11 protein-coding genes and 1 tRNA gene are annotated in these 20,257 nt (G+C 36.8%); 8 read left to right on the top strand and 4 right to left on the bottom strand.

The genetic code is table 11. The features are described 5' to 3' along the window. Nucleotides 1-85: 85 nt before the first annotated feature. The 4 genes from ACK4HO_RS10755 to ACK4HO_RS10740 form a co-directional block, all read right to left on the bottom strand. A complete protein-coding gene (locus ACK4HO_RS10755; RefSeq protein ID WP_409665694.1) occupies nt 86-2,125 on the bottom strand; it encodes a M43 family zinc metalloprotease in 2,040 nt (679 codons plus the stop codon). A 219-nt stretch (nt 2,126-2,344) separates the two neighbouring features. After that, complete coding sequence (gene pth / locus ACK4HO_RS10750; RefSeq protein ID WP_409665690.1) at nt 2,345-2,911, bottom strand: aminoacyl-tRNA hydrolase; 567 nt, start codon at nt 2,909-2,911, stop codon at nt 2,345-2,347. 284 nt (nt 2,912-3,195) lie between these two features. Next, nucleotides 3,196-3,804, bottom strand: coding sequence for a 50S ribosomal protein L25/general stress protein Ctc (locus tag ACK4HO_RS10745; RefSeq protein ID WP_409665687.1), 609 nt, complete (start codon nt 3,802-3,804; stop codon nt 3,196-3,198). 39 nt (nt 3,805-3,843) lie between these two features. Then, the gene (locus ACK4HO_RS10740) at nt 3,844-4,785 is read right to left on the bottom strand and encodes a ribose-phosphate pyrophosphokinase (RefSeq protein ID WP_409665685.1); all 942 of its coding nucleotides are present in this window, start codon (nt 4,783-4,785) and stop codon (nt 3,844-3,846) included. A 229-nt stretch (nt 4,786-5,014) separates the two neighbouring features. Between ACK4HO_RS10740 and ACK4HO_RS10735 the strand changes: the two genes are divergently transcribed. The 8 genes from ACK4HO_RS10735 (at nt 5,015) to ACK4HO_RS10700 (ending at nt 20,161) form a co-directional block, all read left to right on the top strand. Beyond that, nucleotides 5,015-5,094, top strand: a tRNA-Leu gene (locus ACK4HO_RS10735). Between the two features lie 312 nt (nt 5,095-5,406). Further along, the gene (locus ACK4HO_RS10730; protein WP_409665684.1) at nt 5,407-5,655 is read left to right on the top strand and encodes a GIY-YIG nuclease family protein; all 249 of its coding nucleotides are present in this window, start codon (nt 5,407-5,409) and stop codon (nt 5,653-5,655) included. A gap of 328 nt (nt 5,656-5,983) precedes the next feature. After that, nucleotides 5,984-8,902 (top strand): TonB-dependent receptor domain-containing protein, encoded by a 2,919-nt coding sequence (locus ACK4HO_RS10725; protein ID WP_409665683.1) that lies wholly within the window; start codon nt 5,984-5,986, stop codon nt 8,900-8,902. Continuing rightward, on the top strand, nt 8,903-10,324 hold the full coding sequence (locus tag ACK4HO_RS10720; RefSeq protein ID WP_409665681.1) for a GH1 family beta-glucosidase: 1,422 nt from the start codon (nt 8,903-8,905) through the stop codon (nt 10,322-10,324). It abuts the gene before it with no gap. A 186-nt stretch (nt 10,325-10,510) separates the two neighbouring features. After that, nucleotides 10,511-14,359 (top strand): T9SS type A sorting domain-containing protein, encoded by a 3,849-nt coding sequence (locus ACK4HO_RS10715; RefSeq protein ID WP_409665679.1) that lies wholly within the window; start codon nt 10,511-10,513, stop codon nt 14,357-14,359. A gap of 122 nt (nt 14,360-14,481) precedes the next feature. Then, complete coding sequence (locus ACK4HO_RS10710; RefSeq protein ID WP_409665677.1) at nt 14,482-15,108, top strand: response regulator; 627 nt, start codon at nt 14,482-14,484, stop codon at nt 15,106-15,108. 145 nt (nt 15,109-15,253) lie between these two features. Beyond that, nucleotides 15,254-16,876, top strand: a complete 1,623-nt coding sequence (locus ACK4HO_RS10705; RefSeq protein WP_409665676.1) for an ATP-binding protein — start codon at nt 15,254-15,256, stop codon at nt 16,874-16,876. 228 nt (nt 16,877-17,104) lie between these two features. After that, nucleotides 17,105-20,161 (top strand): tail fiber domain-containing protein, encoded by a 3,057-nt coding sequence (locus ACK4HO_RS10700; protein WP_409665674.1) that lies wholly within the window; start codon nt 17,105-17,107, stop codon nt 20,159-20,161. Nucleotides 20,162-20,257 lie beyond the last annotated feature (96 nt).

Raw genomic sequence — 20,257 nt, 5'->3', positions numbered from 1 at the left:
GATTTTTTACAAAAGTAAATTTTATTTTAAAAGAAAAGAGGATTGAAAATGAATTCAATCCTCTTTTTAGTCCTACGTCAATTAATTATTCTTTAATAAAACGCAATGTTTTGCTTTGAGTACCGTTTGAAACAGTGATTAAATAAACACCGCTACTATAGTTAGTAGTGTCGATAGATAAATCATCTGCGGTTACAATGGTTTTTTGACCTACTGTTTGACCTAAATAGTTGTAAACCGTAACGTTTTTAACCAATTCGATTCCGGTTGGAACTGCAATGTTTAATACGTTTTTAGCCGGGTTAGGGAAAACATAAATATCATTTAAGGTTTCAAAAGTTTCGTTGCTCAATACGTTAACCGTAAATACTTTGCTTTCTGAAGCGCCAAATGAAGCACCAGTAGCCACTACTATTGAACCATCCGTTGATTTAATATCGTAATATCCGGTTCCATAGTTACAGCAAATTCCATCAGAATAAGCATCGTTGATGGTAAAAGTATAACAGTTGTTGTTGGCTAAAGTCCAGTTTTGAGTAAAAATAGCCGGAAGCGCAGCGGTATCAGTATATGGACCACCACTGTACAAGATTGTTCCGCCTTGATTTCTCAAGTTCCAAGTTGTTTCAGAACCATACAAATCTCTTTGTAGTCTAAACACATAATTGTTGATGGTATAGTTGGTTGGACCTGATGGTACAGTATAACTTGTGGTAACAGCATTGTTAGTCGCTCTTTGATCGGTTACCCCATTAGCAGTTGTAATGGTTGCGTTGAATGTTCCGTTAGTTCCATTGGTGACTGGCATGTCAAAAGTAGCGAACTTGTTTTGCGCTAAACTTCCTGTCCAAGGGTAAGTATAGTTTGTTCCGCCATTGATGTTGTATGAAATAACAGCAGAAGTTAAAGTAGCAGTTCCTCTGTTGTAGATTGTAACTTTTATGGTTGCAGAACCTGTAGTACCACAGCTACTTCCTCCTGAAGCACATACGTTTTCTAATTTTAATTCAGCGTCATTAGTAAATAATGGAATAGCTTGATCTTTAGTTGACGTTTTTAAGCTAAGTCTTCTGGTTGCATTATTCATTACGGTTGTGATTCTGGCCTTTTGATCTACAGTAAAGATGTTCATACAAGCATCATCAGTATAATCCATGTAGTTTTCAATCATATCGTTGCCAGGTTGTGTAGTACAAGAATTGGTTCCTGTAGGGCAACCGTAATTTTCTGCACCAGCTCTTGGTGTATCGTTACAATAGTCATCGGCAACACAAGCAGCACCGTCTTCAGCCCAGATGTGACGTAATCCTAAAAAGTGACCTACTTCATGAGTCATGGTTCTTCCTTTATCAAAAGAAGTACCTGCGTAAAGTCCGCCTGGGAAAATGGTTCTTGATCCGAAATAAGAATAGTTAGCCACCACACCATCAGTACTGGCTGAACCACCATTTGCATTTAAACCGGTTAAGGTAGAGTTGCTTGGGAATTGCGCATAACCTAAAAGATTGCCATTTGAGAATTGTACACTCCACATGTTCATGTATAGTGTTGGATCCCAAATAGTATTAGGTTTAACGGTAGAGTTGATTTCTGTGGTAGACCAAGAAGCCTGACAAAGATTGTGTCTTACGATTCCATTGGTTGGGTTTCCGTTTGGATCTGATTTGGCCAATGCAAATTGAACCATAGTATCCGCTCCCACGGCATTTGAATTAAAACCTGGGGTTCCGGCCAAACGTCTAAAGTCTTGATTCATCACGGTGATTTGTGATTCAACTTGAGCGTCTTGTATGTTAGGTGCAGTTCCAACAGCTTGACCACTGTGAATTACGTGAACCACTACAGGAATTGTAATGATGCCACCTGATTCTGAACGGTATTCCGGACTGGCTTTATATCTTTCAATTAATGGAGATAACCAAGCTTCAAATTGAGCATCCGTCATTCTTTTAGGGTCATTTTCTTGTAGGAAATGCTCGTATTCTGTTGAAGCACAACGAATCAACCCATCCGGTGATACATTGGTTACAGGTTTTCCAAAAATGGTTCCTTGTTTTGCTACTTGACTGTATCCCATACATAGGGAGAACAAGAGAAACAAAGACATAAAAGTAATTTTTTTCATGATTTGTAGTTTATGATAGTAAAAGGTTATTGTAAATAGCCGATAAAAGTATAAAAAAAAAATTTAGCAACAAACTACTTTTGCGTGGTTAACAGTTGCAATTTTCAGAAATATAAAAATTAGGCATTATTTTGACTTCAAATTAAAACAATACCGGTTTTCGGAGGGGTTAAAGGGCTAGTAATTTTCTTAATTTATTTTTCAAAAATTAAGGCTGGCTTATTTTCCGTTAAAACTGTTCATGGTGTTGTTTAAACCGGCTAAGGCAAACGATTCTATTATTTCTTTGGCTACTTCAAATCGTTCCGGAAGTTTGGCTTTTTCTTCGTCGCTCCATTCGCCCAAAACATAATCTACTTGTTGGCCTTTTTTGAACTCGTCGCTGATACCAAAACGAAAACGAGGATATTCGGAAGAGTTTAAAAGGAGTTGGATGTTTTTTAAACCGTTGTGCCCGCCATCGCTGCCTTTGGCTTTGATGCGAATGGTTCCGAAAGGCAAATTCAAATCATCGGTGATTACTAATACATTTTCTTTGGCGATATTTTCTTTTTCCATCCAATATTGAACGGCTTTACCGCTGAGGTTCATATAGGTGTTGGGTTTCAAAAGGATTAGTTTTCTGCCTTTGATGTTGTATTCGGTAATGGTGCCAAGCTTTGCCGTTTCAAAAGACAAGCTTTCTTTTTGGGCGACGTAATCCAACACTTTGAAGCCAATATTGTGGCGGGTATTTACATATTCGGCTCCGATGTTTCCTAGACCGACGATTAGAAATTTCTTCATTACTTCTGTGTTTTCTGAAGTTCTATTAGTGGTAAATAATTTAGTCAACCATTTCATGAGGCAAAAGTAGCTAATTTGAAAATTTGAAAATGAGTTAATTTGAAAATTTGTTTCCAAAAGTTTATAAAGTGCCTTTTGCTTATCATTTAGCCCCGACAGGAGTTACTACCTCGTAGTGCGGATGGCGGGAATATGGAAACCAAGAATGCCCGAGCCTTTCGCTCCTGATTAAAACAAAAAAGCACCGGCGTGAACCGATGCTTTTAAATATAAGGTGTTGAAAATTATTTTTTCTTTCCTTTTGCCGGAGCTTTTGCTGCTTTTGCTGCTTCTTGAGCGGCTTTCATTGCAGCACGTGAAATCTTCACTTGCGCTACCACAGTGTTGTCCGGGTGCATCAATTTGAAGTTTTTCGCTTCTAATTTGGTAACATATAATTTGTTACCCATTTGCAATTCAGAGATGTTAGCTTCAACATAATCCGGAAGATTTTTTGGTAAAGCTTTCACTTTCAATCTTCTTTGGTTCAAACGTAAATCACCACCTAACAATACACCTGGCGATGTTCCAACGATTTTCACGGGAACTTCCATAGTGATTTCTTTGTTTTCGTTTAATTGAAAGAAATCAATGTGTAAAATTTTGTCAGACACCGGGTGAAACTGAATGTCTTGAAGAATAACATTGGATGTTTTTCCAGCCAAATCAACTACAACGGTGTGTGCGTTTGGAGTGTAAACCAAGCCTTTGAATGCTTTTTCTTCTGCTGCAAAATGTACTGGTTGACTTCCTCCGTAAATAACGCAAGGAACCATTCCAGCATTACGTAAGGCTTTAGTCGCAACTTTGCCCACGCTTTCTCTTTCTGATCCTTTAATCGTAATCGATTTCATTGTAAAAATATATAGTTAATAAAAAAATACTTAATTAAATTACATCAGGAATTTACCACTGATGGAATTGTTGTGTTGCACCATGTGCATTACTTCTGCAAAAAGAGGTGCACAACTCACCACTTTTATTTTATTTGATTCTTTCTTTAACGGAATAGAATCGGTAACAATCAGTTCAAGCAATTGAGAGTTCTCTATTTTCTCGTATGCTTCTCCCGAAAGAATAGCATGAGTACAGATGGCTCTTACGCTTAAAGCTCCTTTTTCCATCATCAAATCGGCCGCTTTGGCTAAAGTTCCTCCGGTGTCGATCATATCGTCAACCAAAATCACGTTTCTGCCTTTTACTTCCCCAATCAACTCCATAGTGTCAATTACGTTGGCGGCTTTTCTTTGTTTGTAACAAATCACTACGTCTGATTCTAAAAACTTAGAATAAGCATAAGCTCTTTTGGAACCGCCCATATCCGGAGAAGCAATCGTTAAATTCTCTAACTGCAGACTCTTTACATAGGGTAAAAAGATAGTCGAAGCAAACAAGTGATCGACCGGTTTTTCAAAAAACCCTTGAATTTGGTCGGCATGTAAATCCATCGTCATGATTCTGGTGGCGCCGGCAGTTTCCAATAATTTGGCTACTAATTTGGCTCCAATCGGAACTCTTGGTTTGTCTTTACGGTCTTGTCTTGCCCAACCAAAGTAAGGAATGACCGGAGTAATGTGTCGGGCTGATGCTCTTTTCGCAGCGTCAATCATTAACAAAAGCTCCATTAAATTATCGGCGCTCGGAAATGTTGAGCAGACAATAAAAACGCGCAATCCTCTAATTGATTCTTCAAAAGAAGGTTGAAACTCGCCATCACTATATTTTGAGAACGTAACTTTCCCCAGCGGAATGCCATAGTTAGTAGCTATTTGTTCGGCCAGGTGGACGCTTTGTGAACAGGCAAATATCTTTGCTTCGGGTTCTAAATGCGACATTGTAATTAGTTGTTTTTATTCCGCTGCGCTCCATACAATTCGGCTTTGACTTCTGTCTTAGTTTTCTTGTATTAATTGCCTCGGGTGTAGTTAGTTAGTAGTTGTTCGTTTTACCGAGGTGCAAATTTAGAAATTAAATCCGACTCTGAAAGGATATTTTTAAGTATTTTTTTGATTGTGTGAAGAAAAATTTTTTACATTTGCACCCACAAAACACACATGCCTTAATGCCCGGATGGCGGAATTGGTAGACGCGCACGACTCAAACTCGTGTTCTTAGGAGTGTGGGTTCGATTCCCACTCCGGGTACAAACAAAAAAACCTCTCAGCAATGAGAGGTTTTTTTGTTTGCAATTATTTTCGTGTTCTTAGGAGTGTGGGTTCGACCTGCCTGCCGGCAGTCAGGTTCCCACTCCGGCTTGTCTGCCGAAGGCACTGTACAAATGAAAAACCTCTCAGTTATGGGAGGTTTTTTTGTTTGCAATTATTTTCGTGTTCTATAGGAGTGTGGGTTCGACCTGCCTGCCGGCAGTCAGGTTCCCACTCCGGCTTGTCTGCCGGAGGCACTGTACAAATGAAAAACCTCTCAGCAATGAGAGGTTTTTTTGTTTAAATTTGATTATGTTTTATATATATGCCATATCAAGTTTGAATAGAAATTATATTTATGTTGGGTTAACTGACAATATAGAAAGGAGATTTATGGAGCATAATTCAGGAAAAAATAAAACAACAAAACCTTATTTACCATTTCAAGTAATTTACACAGAAGAATTCGAAACCAGAGTGGAGGCAAGAATCCGTGAAAAATATTATAAATCAGGAATTGGAAAAGAAAAGCTGAAGCAGATACGTGAACAGAAAGGATAAAAGGTTCGACCTGCCTGCCGGCAGGCAGGTTCCCACTCCGGGTACAAATGAAAAACCTCTCAGCAATGAGAGGTTTTTTTGTTTTATTGCTTCGATGTTTTACTATTTAATGTTAACAATTCGAGTTGAATTTACTGCCTTCACCTCTCATAATATTTATAATTTGTTAAGTAATAGTTAACGTGTTAAATTATTATTCTGTTTAAGCAGATAATTCATTAACAATGAATTGACAACACCGGTTGTTTGATAATAATTACATAATTTTCTGTTAATGCGTTTTGCTGACGCTCATGATACTTTTGTTTTTTTTTAACATTTAATTATCATGAAATTTAGGCTAAAATTACTGTACAGTTTTCTATTAATGTTTTCTTTCTCTATTGTCTACTCTCAATCTTCAGGGATTAAAGGGGTCGTAATTGATGATAAAACAGGTCAACCTTTACCGGGCGCCACGGTTATTATTAAAGGATTGAATAAATCCAGAGTTACCGATGCTGATGGGAATTTTAATTTTTCGAAAATTGAACCCGGTATATATGAACTCTTAGTCTCAGCACTGACGTTTCAGGAAAAAGAGATTACAGAAGTTGTTGTAATTAAAGATGAAATAAATGTTTTAACCATTTCATTGGAAGAAAAAAACAACCAGTTGGAAGAAGTGGTTATAAAAACCACCAAAGCCAAAGTTGAGTCGGTTAAGTCTTTACTAACCATGCAAAAGAACAGTGCCAACGTATCAGATGGTATTTCTGCTGAAACTATAAAGAGAACTCCAGATAAGAATACTTCCGATGTTTTAAAAAGAATAAGTGGAGCGAGTATACAAGACAATCGATTTGTTATTATTAGAGGATTAAATGACCGTTACAATGCAGCTTTATTAAATGGCGCGCCATTACCAAGCTCTGAATCAGACAGGAAAGCATTTTCTTTTGACATATTTCCGTCAAATATGTTGGATAATTTAGTGATTACTAAAACTGCTTCTCCTGATTTACCTGGAGAATTTGCCGGTGGTGTGGTTCAAATTAATACTAAATCGGTTCCAGATAAAGATTTTCAATCCATAACTATTGGTTCGGGATATAATACCATTACCACATTTAAAGAGCAAAAAACCTATAAAGGCAGTGGTACAGACTGGTTAGGTTTTGATAACGGAGTACGTGATTTTCCTTCTACAATTCCCAGCACAGCAGTATTTAATGCTCTAACCCCACAAGAGAAAGCGGCTTTGGCTAAAACTTTTGAATACGACTGGAAAATAAGAGATGCTAATTTCAAACCTAATACTAGTTTCCAATATTCTATTGGTCGAAATTTCGATATAAAAGACAAAGTTTTTGGGTTTTTATTTTCTGCTACACACAATATCACTAATAATTACAACGAAATTGAAAGAAATGATTACGAAAACTCAGATCCAAATACGCCATCTCTATTAGATGAAAAATATTTAGATAAAAATTACAGTCAACAAGTTTTGACTAGCGGATTGGCCAATTTTTCATTAAAGTTCAATCAAAATCATTCCATATCATTTAAAAATATTTTTAGTATTAATTCTAACGACTTAGTGGTCGTAAGAAACGGTAAAGCACAAACTGATAATACTGTAGTTACAGACGCAGATGTTCGATGGTTTACCAGTAATAGGATTTATTCAGGACAATTAAATGGCGAGCATTATTTACCAAAATCTAAGATTAAATTTAACTGGTCTGGTTTTTACAGTGATATTGAACGTTCTATACCTAATTTAAGGAGAAACATATATATAACTCCTGATCCAGACAGTACAGATCCCTCACTAAATACTCCAACAGCATTAATAACCAGTAATAATGGAGGTCCTGATTATGGTGGAGGAATGTTTTTTTCTGAGAATAAGGAGAATATTTTTGGTGGAAAAACAGATATTTCCAAAAAGTTCAACTTTGGGGAAGAGTCTATAAATGAAATAAAAATTGGAGGTTTGGTACAAAGCAGAGACAGAGATTTCTTTGCTCGTCAAATACAATATAATGTTTCAGCATTAGGTGGTTTTGACGCTACTTTATTGTCACAGCCTAATGCTACCATATTTTCAGTAGAAAACATGGGTGAGATTTCACCCGGAGTAAATGGATTTACTTTGTATGATTTAACTAAGCCTAGTGATGATTATAAAGCAGGATCTAAATTGAATGCCGGGTACATCATGTTGGATAACCGATACAAAAAATTTAGATTGGTTTGGGGTGTAAGAGTAGAAGATTTTACCCAAACCCTTCAAGCCCAAGAGACTGCTACAAATTTCATTGATTCTGAAGTTAAAAAAACTGATATTTTGCCTTCTGCCAATTTAATTTTTTCGTTCAATCCCAAAAAGAATTTACGATTAAGTTATTCAAAAACATTGAATCGCCCTGAGTTTAGAGAGTTAGCACCGTTTGGTTTTTATGATTTTACTACGCAATTCTTTACTCAAGGAAATCCTAATTTAAAGAGAGCTACTGTTGAAAATTATGATTTCCGTTATGAATTTTATCCTGGGAAAGGGCAATTATTTTCAGTATCTTATTTTTTGAAAAAATTCACCGATCCGATAGAAATTATTCAACAAGTAAACAATAAAACTATTAGTTACCAAAACGCTAAGAGTGCAAAAAATAGCGGTATAGAACTTGAGTTTAGAACGCTTTTAAGTTCCATTTTTAAATCAGAACGCACCACTTTATTTGATGATTTAACTTTATTTTCAAACCTAGCGATTATAAAATCTACAGTAGACGTATCGAATGTAAATAATGCGAATACAGAGGGTAATAGACCTATGCAAGGCCAATCGCCATATGTTTTTAACGCAGGTTTACAGTATGCTAATAAAGATAATGGTTGGATTCTATCCGCTAATATTAATAGAGTTGGAAATAGAATTCTTTATGGCTCAAGCGAAGTGGAGCCGTCGATTTGGGAAAAAGCAAGAACGTTTTTGGATGTGCAGATTGCGAAGACATTTTATGAAAACAAATTGGAACTAAAATTAAATGTCCAAAACATTTTAGCCCAAGACTTAATTTTTTATCAAAATAGATATAAAGACAGAACCTACGATGTTTCACTATTTGAAGGCTTTTCAAATGTTATTTTCACAGGTGACCATGTTAATGAAGACGGTTATAACAAATATGATGATGATGCCATTTGGGTAACCAAATTTGGTCCAACGTTTTCTCTATCCTTAACGTATAATTTTTAAATGAATCGCGAGATTTTAAATGCTAAACGGTTTGAATTAAATAGCAACCAGTTTGGAGAAGATTTTATTTGGGGTGTTTCCTCTTCTGCTTTTCAAACTGAAGGCGCAACAGAAACAGCAGGGAAAGGTTTATCTATTTGGGATGAATTCGCAAAAAAGAAAGGTGCAATTTGCAACAATGATTCTCCGGCTATAACCAATAATTTTTACGAAAATTACAAAGAAGACATTGCCCTGATTAAAAAATTGAATATTCCTAGTTTTCGGTTTTCTATTTCTTGGCCTAGAATACTGCCAAAAGGAACTGGTTCCATCAACCAATCTGGAATTGACTTTTACCATAAGGTTATTGATGCTTGTTTGGAACAAGGAATTGAGCCATTTATAACTTTATATCATTGGGATTTGCCAAAAGCTTTAGAGGAAAAAGGCGGTTGGACCAATCGGGAAATTTTATCTTGGTTTGAGGAGTACATAACGGTTTGTGTCAATGAATATAAGCAAAAAGTAAAATACTGGATGGTTTTGAATGAACCTTCTGTCTTTACAGGTGCAGGATATTTTCTTGGGGTTCATGCTCCAGGAAGAAAAGGGTTGAACAATTTTCTTCCGGCCATGCATCATGCTTTATTATGTCAAGCTATTGGTTATAAAAAAATTAAAGCTATTGATCCGGTAGCTCAAGTAGGGACCACATTTTCGTGTACCTACATTACTCCTTTGCGATATACTGTTAAAGATTTAAATGCAGCTCACCGAATTGACACTTTGTTAAACAGAGCATTTATTGAGCCTTCGTTAGGATTAGGTTATCCTACTGATACACTACCTTTTTTGAAAGGAATGAACAAGTACATTTTAAAAGGAGATGATGAATTGATAAAAACAAAATTTGATTTCATCGGCTTGCAAAATTATACTCGTGAAGTGGTAGAGCACAACTCTTATGTGCCGTATTTAAATGCCAAAATCATCCCAGCCGAAAAAAGAAAAGTAAATTTAACGGCAATGAAGTGGGAGGTTTATCCTAAATCAATATCGACAATGATTAAAAAGTTTAGCCAATATAACGGGGTAAAAAAAATCATTATTACCGAAAGCGGCGCTTCTTTTTTTGATGAATTGCATGGTAATGAAATAAATGACGTTGAGCGAATTCAATATATTCAATCCTACTTGGAAGAGGTACTATGGGCCAAAAACAACGGTGGTAAAGTTGCAGGTTATTTTGTCTGGTCAATAACAGACAATTTTGAGTGGGCAGAAGGATACAAACAACGTTTTGGATTGGTTTATGTAGATTATAAAACCCAAAAGAGAACCATAAAAAATTCTGGACATTGGTACTCTAAATTTCTTTTAAACACCAAAAAAGTTGAAGAAATGAAAGGGTCAAATTTACCAGGCATTTCTTTTTTTTAAATTCCAGTTCAAGCCCACAAAGGGATTAACACTAAGGAAACATTCAGTAATTGTTAACTTGACATTTAGACCTTAATAGAAAACTATTTCATAACACAAAAACTATTTTTATTTAATTGTTGATTTACTGCTATTTGTTATTGCGGTTTTATGTTTGCCATGTCTAACAAAAAAATCATTCTAACAATGAAAAAAAATTATTTTGTAGCAATTTTGGCTTTAATTTTCAATTTTGCTTCTGCTCAAATTGAGCAAACCACTTATCGTGGTGCATTTGCTCCGGCTCCCACAGCTCAGTGGACTGACAGCTGGACAAATTTTGACCCTAACAATGCTGCTTATGGCACTGTTACCAATGTTATTAGTGCTGATATAACAGCCAACACAACATGGACTGCTGATAAAGTTTATGAGTTAAACGGTACTATTTATGTGAGAAACAATGCAACTTTAACTATCCAACCGGGAACAGTTATTAGAAGTAATGTTGCTGCATCGGCTTTGTTTGTTACAAGAGGTGCTAAATTAAATGCCATTGGAACGGCTTCACAGCCAATCGTTTTCACTTCAAAAAATGCAGTTGGAGCTAGAAACAGAGGTGACTGGGGAGGAATTGTTCTTTTAGGAAGAGGTGCTTATAACGTGAATAACGGTGAAAATTATATTGAAGGAATCTCTCAAACGGTTGAAACGCAATTTGGTGGTGGTTTATCTCCAATTAATAATGACAATTCAGGAACATTAAAATATGTTAGAATTGAGTTCGCGGGTTATGTGTTTTCACCAAATAACGAGTTAAATGGTTTGACCATGGGTGCTTGTGGTAGCGGAACTACTATTGACTATGTTCAAGTATCTTATTCTAATGATGACTCATTTGAGTGGTTTGGTGGTTCAGTAAACTGTAAACACTTAGTGGCTTTAAATGGTTTAGATGATGACTTTGATACCGATAATGGATACAACGGAATTGTTCAGTTCGCATTGTCAGTAAGAGATCCATTAGCTGCGGATATTTCTACTTCTGAATGTTTTGAATCTGATAACAACTCAGGAGGAACTTCTGTAGCTCCTTTTACAAGTGCTATTTTCACCAATGTTACAGCAGTTGGGCCAACATATCGCTCTACTTTAACAGGAGGTTCACCATTAAACGGACTTTATGACAGAGCGTTAAGAATTAGAAGAGCTTCAAAATTAAAAGTCTTTAACTCTTTATTTTTAGATTTCAAAAGAGGATTACATTTAGATGGTACCTCTTCTGAAAATTTTGCTGTAATTAATGACGAATTGAAATTCGAAAATAACATTATTGCTAGTGCATTTACACCAAGTGTGCCATTGGTAAATACTGCCGCTGCTACAATTGCATGGTATGCTGCTAACAATAATACTTCTTTAACATCAAGTGCAGGAATTTTGACTTTGCCATACAATGCAACTGCTCAAAACTACACTGGATTAGATCACAGACCAGGTTCAGGTTCTATTGCTGAAACAGGCGCAACATTTACTGATGCTGCTTTTACCGGGTTATTAACTCAAGTTGATACACCTAATCCAATTGTAACTACACCTATCAATTATTGTAGAGGTGTTGTAGCTGCTCCATTAAATGTGGTTAATGCTCCTGGAACTATATTACAATGGTATACTGCTGCTACAGGAGGAACTGCTTCTGCGGTTACACCTACAGTATTAACTACTGTTGTAGGAACTAAAATTTATTATGTAACTCAAAAAAACACTACAACAGGAGTGGAGAGTTCTCCAAGAACTGCAATTACTGTTAATACATTAGCATCTCCAACTGTAGCTTTAGGAACAATCACTAATGGTGATTTACTTCCAGCAATTAGTGCTATCGGTCAGTACGTTGGTACTACAACACCAATTACATATACTGTTCCTGCTTCTAGTGAAGCCGGTGTAACTGCTTATTTTTGGACAGTGCCATTAGGAACTACAATTGTTTCAGGACAAGGTACAAACTCTTTGACAGTTCATTTTAATAATGTTCCTGCCGGTGCTGAAACTTATGGAAATATTGGTGTTCAAGCAGAAAACGCAAATGGATGTAGAGGTACTGCAAAAACATTATCATTAAGCAAAGCTTTCCCAATAGCTCCGGCTAGCGTGAAAATGACAGATGCTTTGTTGCCAAATTCTCCTGTTACAGGATTACCTGTTCCGGTTACATCATTTGCAGAATACATGGGTACTTCTAAAGAATTAACTATAACTGCTGCACCAGTTTCAACTGCAAGTTCTTATGTATGGGAATTGCCTACAGGTGTTAATCCAATTTTAGGAACTGCTGGAACTCCGGTAGTTAAACTTTATGCCACTTATCCTTTCACAAACACCATTAGTTCAGCTCCTACAGCCAATGGAAATGTATATTACAGAGTGACTGAAACTGTTTATAGTAATGGAATTACCATTCAAACTGCTACAAAAACAACTGTTGGTGGTGCTGCTAACGTAGTTGTAACCAACTTAACGAATGAAGGTGCTACAATAAACCCTGCATTCCCAATAGTATCAAGTACTTCCAATGTAATTTATGTTAACTTCTTAGGAGTTACAAGTGCTAATACTTACAACTATACTACAGTTGCTGCTGTTCCAGTATCTACTAATGTACTAAGAATTGGTGCTAAATCAAGAAATGGTGTAGGTGTTTCTGTAACGAATAATGCTGCAGTGGTTGACCCAACAACAACATCTACAGCTAAATTGTTAACATTGAAAGCAGTTTTGCCAAAAGCTCCGACATTAAAAATGACAAACGATGCGGTTAGTACTACTACAGCCGTTACAGTTATCAGTAAATTTATCGGTACAACTACAGAATTTACATTGACGTCTTCAGTTGCTAAAGGTGCTTCTTCATACGAATGGTTATTACCTGCCGGTGTGAATGTAACTTTTGGTAATCCTGCTACAGACAGAATCATTAAAGTGAATTTTGCTAATGTTGCTCCTGGTATTACAACTTTATACATTGGTGCAAGATCTAAAAATGGTATCGGTACTTCTGACTCTTCAGCAAGTAACGGATTAGCCTTAGCTCCTTATACTAATTCACCATACAAGTTGTTAAAACTTACTGCCGCTGTTCCTTCAGCTGTAACTGTAGTTACCGGTCAAGTAGCTGCTTTGTGTGGTAACTCAACTTACAATTATACAATGACAGCTTCAGTGTATGCTAACTCTTATGTAATTACTGCACCAACCGGTTCTGTTGTTACATCAGCTACTGTTCCTGGTAATACTACTAATGTTTTATCTACAAGTGATTTAACGTTCTCGGTAACTTATCCTTCTGTTTTTGCTATTACTACTGCAACTCCAGTTGCTGAAAAATCATTAGTTATTACTTCTGTAAACGGTGTTGGTAATAGTTTAGTTAATAAGATAGTTACTTTAGCTACTGCTCTTGGAAAAATTACGACAGTTGCAAATTCTTATGTTGATCCTGTAACATCTATACCGTCTGCTACTAAATTCGGTAAGTGTACACCACAAACATTTACTATCACTCCAGTACCTTTCGCTACCTCTTATGTTTGGACACTTTCAAATGGTGCTGTAGCAGTAGGTGATGCTACTTCAAACTCAATTGTGGTTGATTTCTCTGGAGTTACTGGAACTACCAATGTTATAGCTGTTAAAGCATTTAATGGTTGTACTTACAGTGCTGAAAAATCGGTTACTTTAACTTGGGACACACGTACTTGTGATATTGGTAGAATGAATGTTTCTGGAGGTACTCCAACAACAGTTTCAATTTATCCAAATCCAGCTGTTGACAACTTTACAGTAGAATTAAATTCTTCTGAAGCCGGAAGTATGACAATGACCATCTATAATATGAATGGTTCACAGGTTAGTACTAAAGATTTAAAATTAACTGAAGGGAATAACGTTATCAATGAAAACATCTCTTCTTTAAGTAGTGGTATCTACTTTGTGAATTTCTACAATTCAACTAATAACGAAACTATCGTTAAAAAATTAGTTAAGAACTAACAAACTCTCAGTTAGTGATTTTAAAAGGGCGCAATTTTTGCGCCCTTTTTCTTTTCTACGCCTATTTACGTATTTCAATATAAAATTACTATTTTTATCTTGCTGAGGTAAATGAAACCAAGATGAAAAAACGCATTTGTATAGTGGAAGACGACAGAGACCTGAGGGAAGCCTTGTGCATGATGATTCAGTTTACCGAACATTATGAACTTGCCGGAAGCTTTGAAAATGCTGAAAAGGCACTTCAGTTTTTGCCCGAAACTGAACCCGACGCGATTTTAATGGACATCAATTTACCCGGAGAAAACGGGATACAATGTGTCACCAAACTCAAAAATATCAATCCCGATTATTTGGTTTTGATGTGTACTTCGTATGAAGACGATGATAAAATATTTAAAAGTCTAGAAGTAGGCGCCAGCGGTTATATTCTCAAAACCGAAGGTCCGGCCAAGATTATCAATGCTTTAGATGAATTGTTTGAAGGCGGAAGTCCAATGAGCAGTAGTATTGCCCGAAAAGTGGTCGCCAGTTTTTCTAAAATGGAGTCCCAGAACCGCTTGACCGAATCCTTAACCACACGGGAAAAAGAAATATTGGAATTATTGGCCAAAGGACAAATGAACAAAGAAGTCGCCAATCAGCTTGATATCAGTACCGGTACTGTGCGCAAACACATTCAGAATATTTACGAAAAACTCCACGTAAACACTCGTGTTGAAGCGGTAAACCTTTACCTAAAAAGATAATTTATCGCTTATGAAATCTTTTATTCAACTAACCTTTCTCTTCTTTTGCCTTAATTTGACAGCACAAAGTCTGACGGAGAAAAAAAAGTTGAATCAATTTAAGGCTTGTCAGGATAATCAATGTCGGATACAAAGGTCCTTTCTAATGGCGGAACATTTTTTAGAAACCGATGACATCGAATCCTCCCAAAAATGGTTGCAAAAAACCAAAGATTTGGTGTCGCCTAAGAACACAGATACCACAACGGTTTTCATTCACAGCCTGCAGTCGGAATTGTTTTATTATATGGGTTTGTTCCAATTTGGTACGTATGAGGCCAAGAAAGGAATCGAAAAAGCTACCCAATTAAAAGACAGCACACTTATGGCCGACGCCTATTTCTTTTTAGGAATTAACCAAATGGAAATCAATGCGTATGACGAAGCCCATAATTCTTTATGGAAATCGAGAAAGTACAGTCCGAAGAAATCCGGGAAAAAGTTTATCAGAAGTTGTATCCAAAACGAGCATATTTACAACAATATTGCCCAATTAAAGTTCAAAGTTCGCGAATTGGATTCGGCCTTTTGGTACAATAAAAAAGCTTACCAAATGGCTTTAAAAAACAACAGCAAACGCGGTGTTCCCAATGCAGAGCAGACCTTCGGACAGATTTACCTCGCCAAAAAGCAAAAAGACAGCGCGGTATATTATTTTCAAAAAAGTGTACAATCGGCAGAAAACAGTGTTTATTATGACATTGCTTTATTAAACTATGCTTATTTAATGGAGTGTTATTCTACTGACCAACAGTTGAGCAATCAATGGTATGAAAAAGGGATAAATTTGATTAAGCAAAGAATCGTCAACATCGCTTTCCAACGGTATTTTTATACCAATGCTTTGACTGTTTTTAAAGCTAACAACCAAGTAGAAAAAGCCGCCTATGTTCAAGATAAAATCATAGTCATTGATGACGAAACCCGATTAAAAGGGAATTTTTTCATCCAAGATATTACCACTCAATATGCCAAAAATGAAAACAAACTACTCAATTTGCAAATAGCCGAATTGATTCAAGAGCAAAAATACGATACCTTACAATTGATAGCAGCATTGATGGCCGTTTTACTTTCAATCTTATTTATTATTATTATCAGAAGGAAAAATAAAGTGCAGCAAACCTTATTGAACCAAAAGAATGACATCAGCAAAGATTTGCATGACGATATTGGAAGCGGTTTGAGCAGTATTTTAATCCATGCTGATTTACTCCTAAAGGACAAAGAAGCTGCAGACAGACAAAAAATATTGGCCAGCAAAATAGCCCAAACCGGTAAAGAAATATCCCAACAACTCAACACTTTTATTTGGTCTTTAAGTACCGATAATAATGGTTTACAAAGTTTTGCCGAATACGTAAAGCAATACGGAATGGGATTATTAGAAAGCACTGATATTGAGTTTGAGTTTACCACCAACATCGCTTCCAAAGAGACTATGATGATAGGTGGAGCGCAAAGAAAACACCTTTTTTTATGTGTCAAAGAGTTACTCAACAATGCGGTTAAACACACCAATGCCACAAAAATATCGGTTAGCATCAAAGCTCCCGATAATAATAGTTTGGAAATAATAGTTGCCGATAACGGTCAAGGAATGAACAAAGAAAATCAATTCGGCAATGGGATTACCAATGTCAAAAAAAGGATTGAGTTATCAAAAGGGAAAGTAATTTTTACAGCTCAGAATGGACTTCATGTTACCATGCATATCCCATTGAAATAATGGGGCAATATAAAAATGCAATATACTTTGACATACGCCTTTTGGCGTATTTTTTATTTTAAAATAACTCATAATCAGTTGTTTTATGCATTTTTTGGGTTTTGGGCAGTTATTTTTCTATGACTAAAATCGTATTGTAGGGATTAAACTTAATGGTGAATTTTAGACTTCTCTTTCAGGATTCAAAAGATAATAACTTGAAAGAGAATTATTTAAAAATTCAGCAACATGATAAAAAAATTACTGCTACTGTTATTAATTGTTCTAGCATTCGAAAGTAAGGCTCAAGTGGGTGTCAACACAACAGACCCCAAAGCGCAATTAGATATTCGTTCTACAAACCAAGTCACACCAAGTAATACCGATGGTTTGTTAATTCCAAAGATAAATGCCTTTCCGGTTACCAGCCCAACGGTGGACCAGCAAGGCATGTTGGTGTATTTAACCACGACCGTTGGCGCTAACACACCAGGATTTTATTATTGGAATAATCCAACGACAGCATGGTTGCCCGTAAAAGGAACCGATGGCGGCACGCTTGACCAAGCGTACGATTTTGGCGGAGCAGGAAACGGTAGAACCATAACTGCTGATACAGGAGCTGTAACTATAGACGGAACAGATGGTTTGGTGGTATCAGGAACTTCAGGAAGCGGTGCTTTGGTGCCTTCAGGTGCAGGAACCAGAATGGTTTGGAATCCAAGGAAAGCTGCTTTTAGAGTAGGAACGGTCTCTGGAACATTATGGGATGACGCAAGTATTGGTAATGGTTCTGTCGCATTCGGAAATTCAATTGCCTCTGGTGGTAATGCTTTCGCAGGTGCAGGTGGAAATGCTGGAGGGAGTTTCTCATTTGCATTTGGTAGTGGAGCAATAGCATCTGGCCAAAGTTCATTTGCATTTGGTGCAGGTGCTATTGCTAATATTGCAGATGCTATTTCGATAGGTTTTTTATCTACAGCCTCTGGCCCTAGAGCTGTTGCGCTTGGTACTGGTGTTACAGCCAGTGGACAAAGTTCAACAGCACTTGGAGCCGGAAATACAGCAAATGGATTTGCATCAACTGCCTTCGGAAATACCAATGTTGCAAGTGGAAGTTCATCAACCGCTTTTGGGAATAACAATACCGCTTTTAGTTTTGGTGAAACGGTATTGGGAATAGGAGCCACCACTTATACGCCTTCATCTAATGGAGCCACACAGTTTAGAAATTTCAATGCAACAGATAGATTATTTGTAATTGGAAATGCTATTGATGACAATAACAATTCTACTGTTGACGATACAGAACGCAGTGATGCAATGGTCGTATTAAAAAGTGGTAGAACAGGTTTTGGGACCTCTTCTCCTCTAGCTGACATTGAAATTGCAGGAAATAATGTAAATACAACTTCATCAACTTATGGAAATTTACATATTAGAACGGTTGATAATTATGCAGCAGATGTGGGAGGTTCAATTTCTATTGGTGGTGCTTTTGGAGCAGGAGTTGCGCCTTTAATATTTTATAGAAATTTTGCAAGTATTGAAGCTCGAAAAACCAATAATGATTTGTTTGACCAAAACGCATATCTAATTTTTAAAACATTAGGAACAGGTGGATTTCTTGAACGAATGAGAATTACAGCCAATGGTGATGTAGGAATAGGTACTAGCACACCAGGAAGTAAATTGCATGTTGTTGGAAACCTCAGAATGGTGGACGGCAACCAGGCTTCAGGAAGGGTATTAACGAGTGATGTAAACGGGACGGCTACTTGGCAAAATGCTTCTGCTAACGCATGGGGTTTAACGGGTAATACTGGAACTAATTCTGCTACAAATTTCATAGGAACAACCGATAATACGGATTTAGTTTTCAGAAGATTTAATGCTCCATCAGGTAGAATCTCAACCACCAACACATTTTTTGGTTTATCAAGTGGAAGCGTTTCAACCGCTCAGAATAACACTTATTTTGGAGCACTCGCAGGACGAGACAATGTTACAGGTCAAGAAAATGTATTTATAGGAAGAGGAGCCGGTGCTTTAGGAACTACTGGATCAGGAAATGTTTTAATTGGTAACGGCGCAGGAATTTTAAATGAAGCCAATCAAAATGCTTTTGTAGGTGCATTTGCGGGAAATTCAAATTCAACCGGAGGCAATAATTCTTTTTTTGGACATTTTTCGGGAGTATCAACATCTACGGGTTTACGCAATACGTTTCTTGGGGCATTTACCGGAAGTGTGAATACAATTGGAACAGACAATACGCTTATTGGTTCAAGTGCCAATGTGTCAACAAATAGCTTAACCAATGCTTCTGCAATTGGCGCATCAGCTGAAGTTGCAGCAAGTAATTCACTAGTTTTAGGAAGTATTATTGGAGTAAATAGCGCAACTGCAACTGTAAATGTTGGTATTGGTACTACCACTCCACTAGAAAGATTACATGTTGCCGGAAGGGCTTTTTTAACGGATGGTTTTTCAGCCGATAATGCTGCTTTGATATATAGAAATAATACTGATTATATGTTTCTTGGACCTCAATCTGGAAGTAGTGCAAACGGTGGTGCTATGGCGCTTTTTGGCAGTACAAACGCAAGTGGCGGCAATGCAGGTGGTGTTGATTTCAATGTTCCCAATGGGCAAGTTAGAATGAGTCACAATAACGGTAGCTATATTTTTAGAGCCAATAGCACTAGCGGTTATGCTGCTACATTTGAACTCAATGATATTGGTTTACAAATAGGGCACAACTCGGCCAGTAGAGCGATTGTATTTAATACCGATAGTGCTGAGCGAATGCGGTTGACAGCAGCAGGGCGTTTAGGCCTAGGCACTAATAATCCCGGAGGTCAATTAGAACTTTCTTTAAATGAAGGCAGAAAACCTGCTACTAGTACCTGGACTATTACCTCTGATGCTAGATTAAAAGATGTGAATGGTATTTACCAAAAGGGTTTAACAGAAATTCTGCAATTGAAACCTATTCGATACCATTATAAAAATACGGATAAAAAAAGCTTTGAACCTGTAGTTTTGGAAAAAGAAGCCTATGGTTTTTTGGCACAAGAAGTGCAACAAATTTTTCCGGAAGCGGTCGGTATCGATGCAGACGGCTATTTAAATTTTGATTTGCATCCTATTTTAGTGGCTTATACAAATGCTTTTAAAGAGTTGGATTTAAAAAATCAAGCCGCTGAAAATAAAAACCGCGAATTGGAACTTAAGTTAAAATCACAAGAGCAAATCATCAGTAATCTTATTGAACGTTTGGAGAAACTTGAAGCCAAAAACTAAAAAGCGATATCGGGAAGCAGCGATATTTTTGGCTGTAAGAAAGAAATACTTTCTAAATAGCCCCGATAGTAGCGAGCTACCGTGTAGCGCGGATAG

Source organism: Flavobacterium sp. (assembly GCF_046296355.1).
Lineage (GTDB): Bacteria > Bacteroidota > Bacteroidia > Flavobacteriales > Flavobacteriaceae > Flavobacterium.
This window is presented reverse-complemented; position numbering and strand designations above follow the sequence as displayed.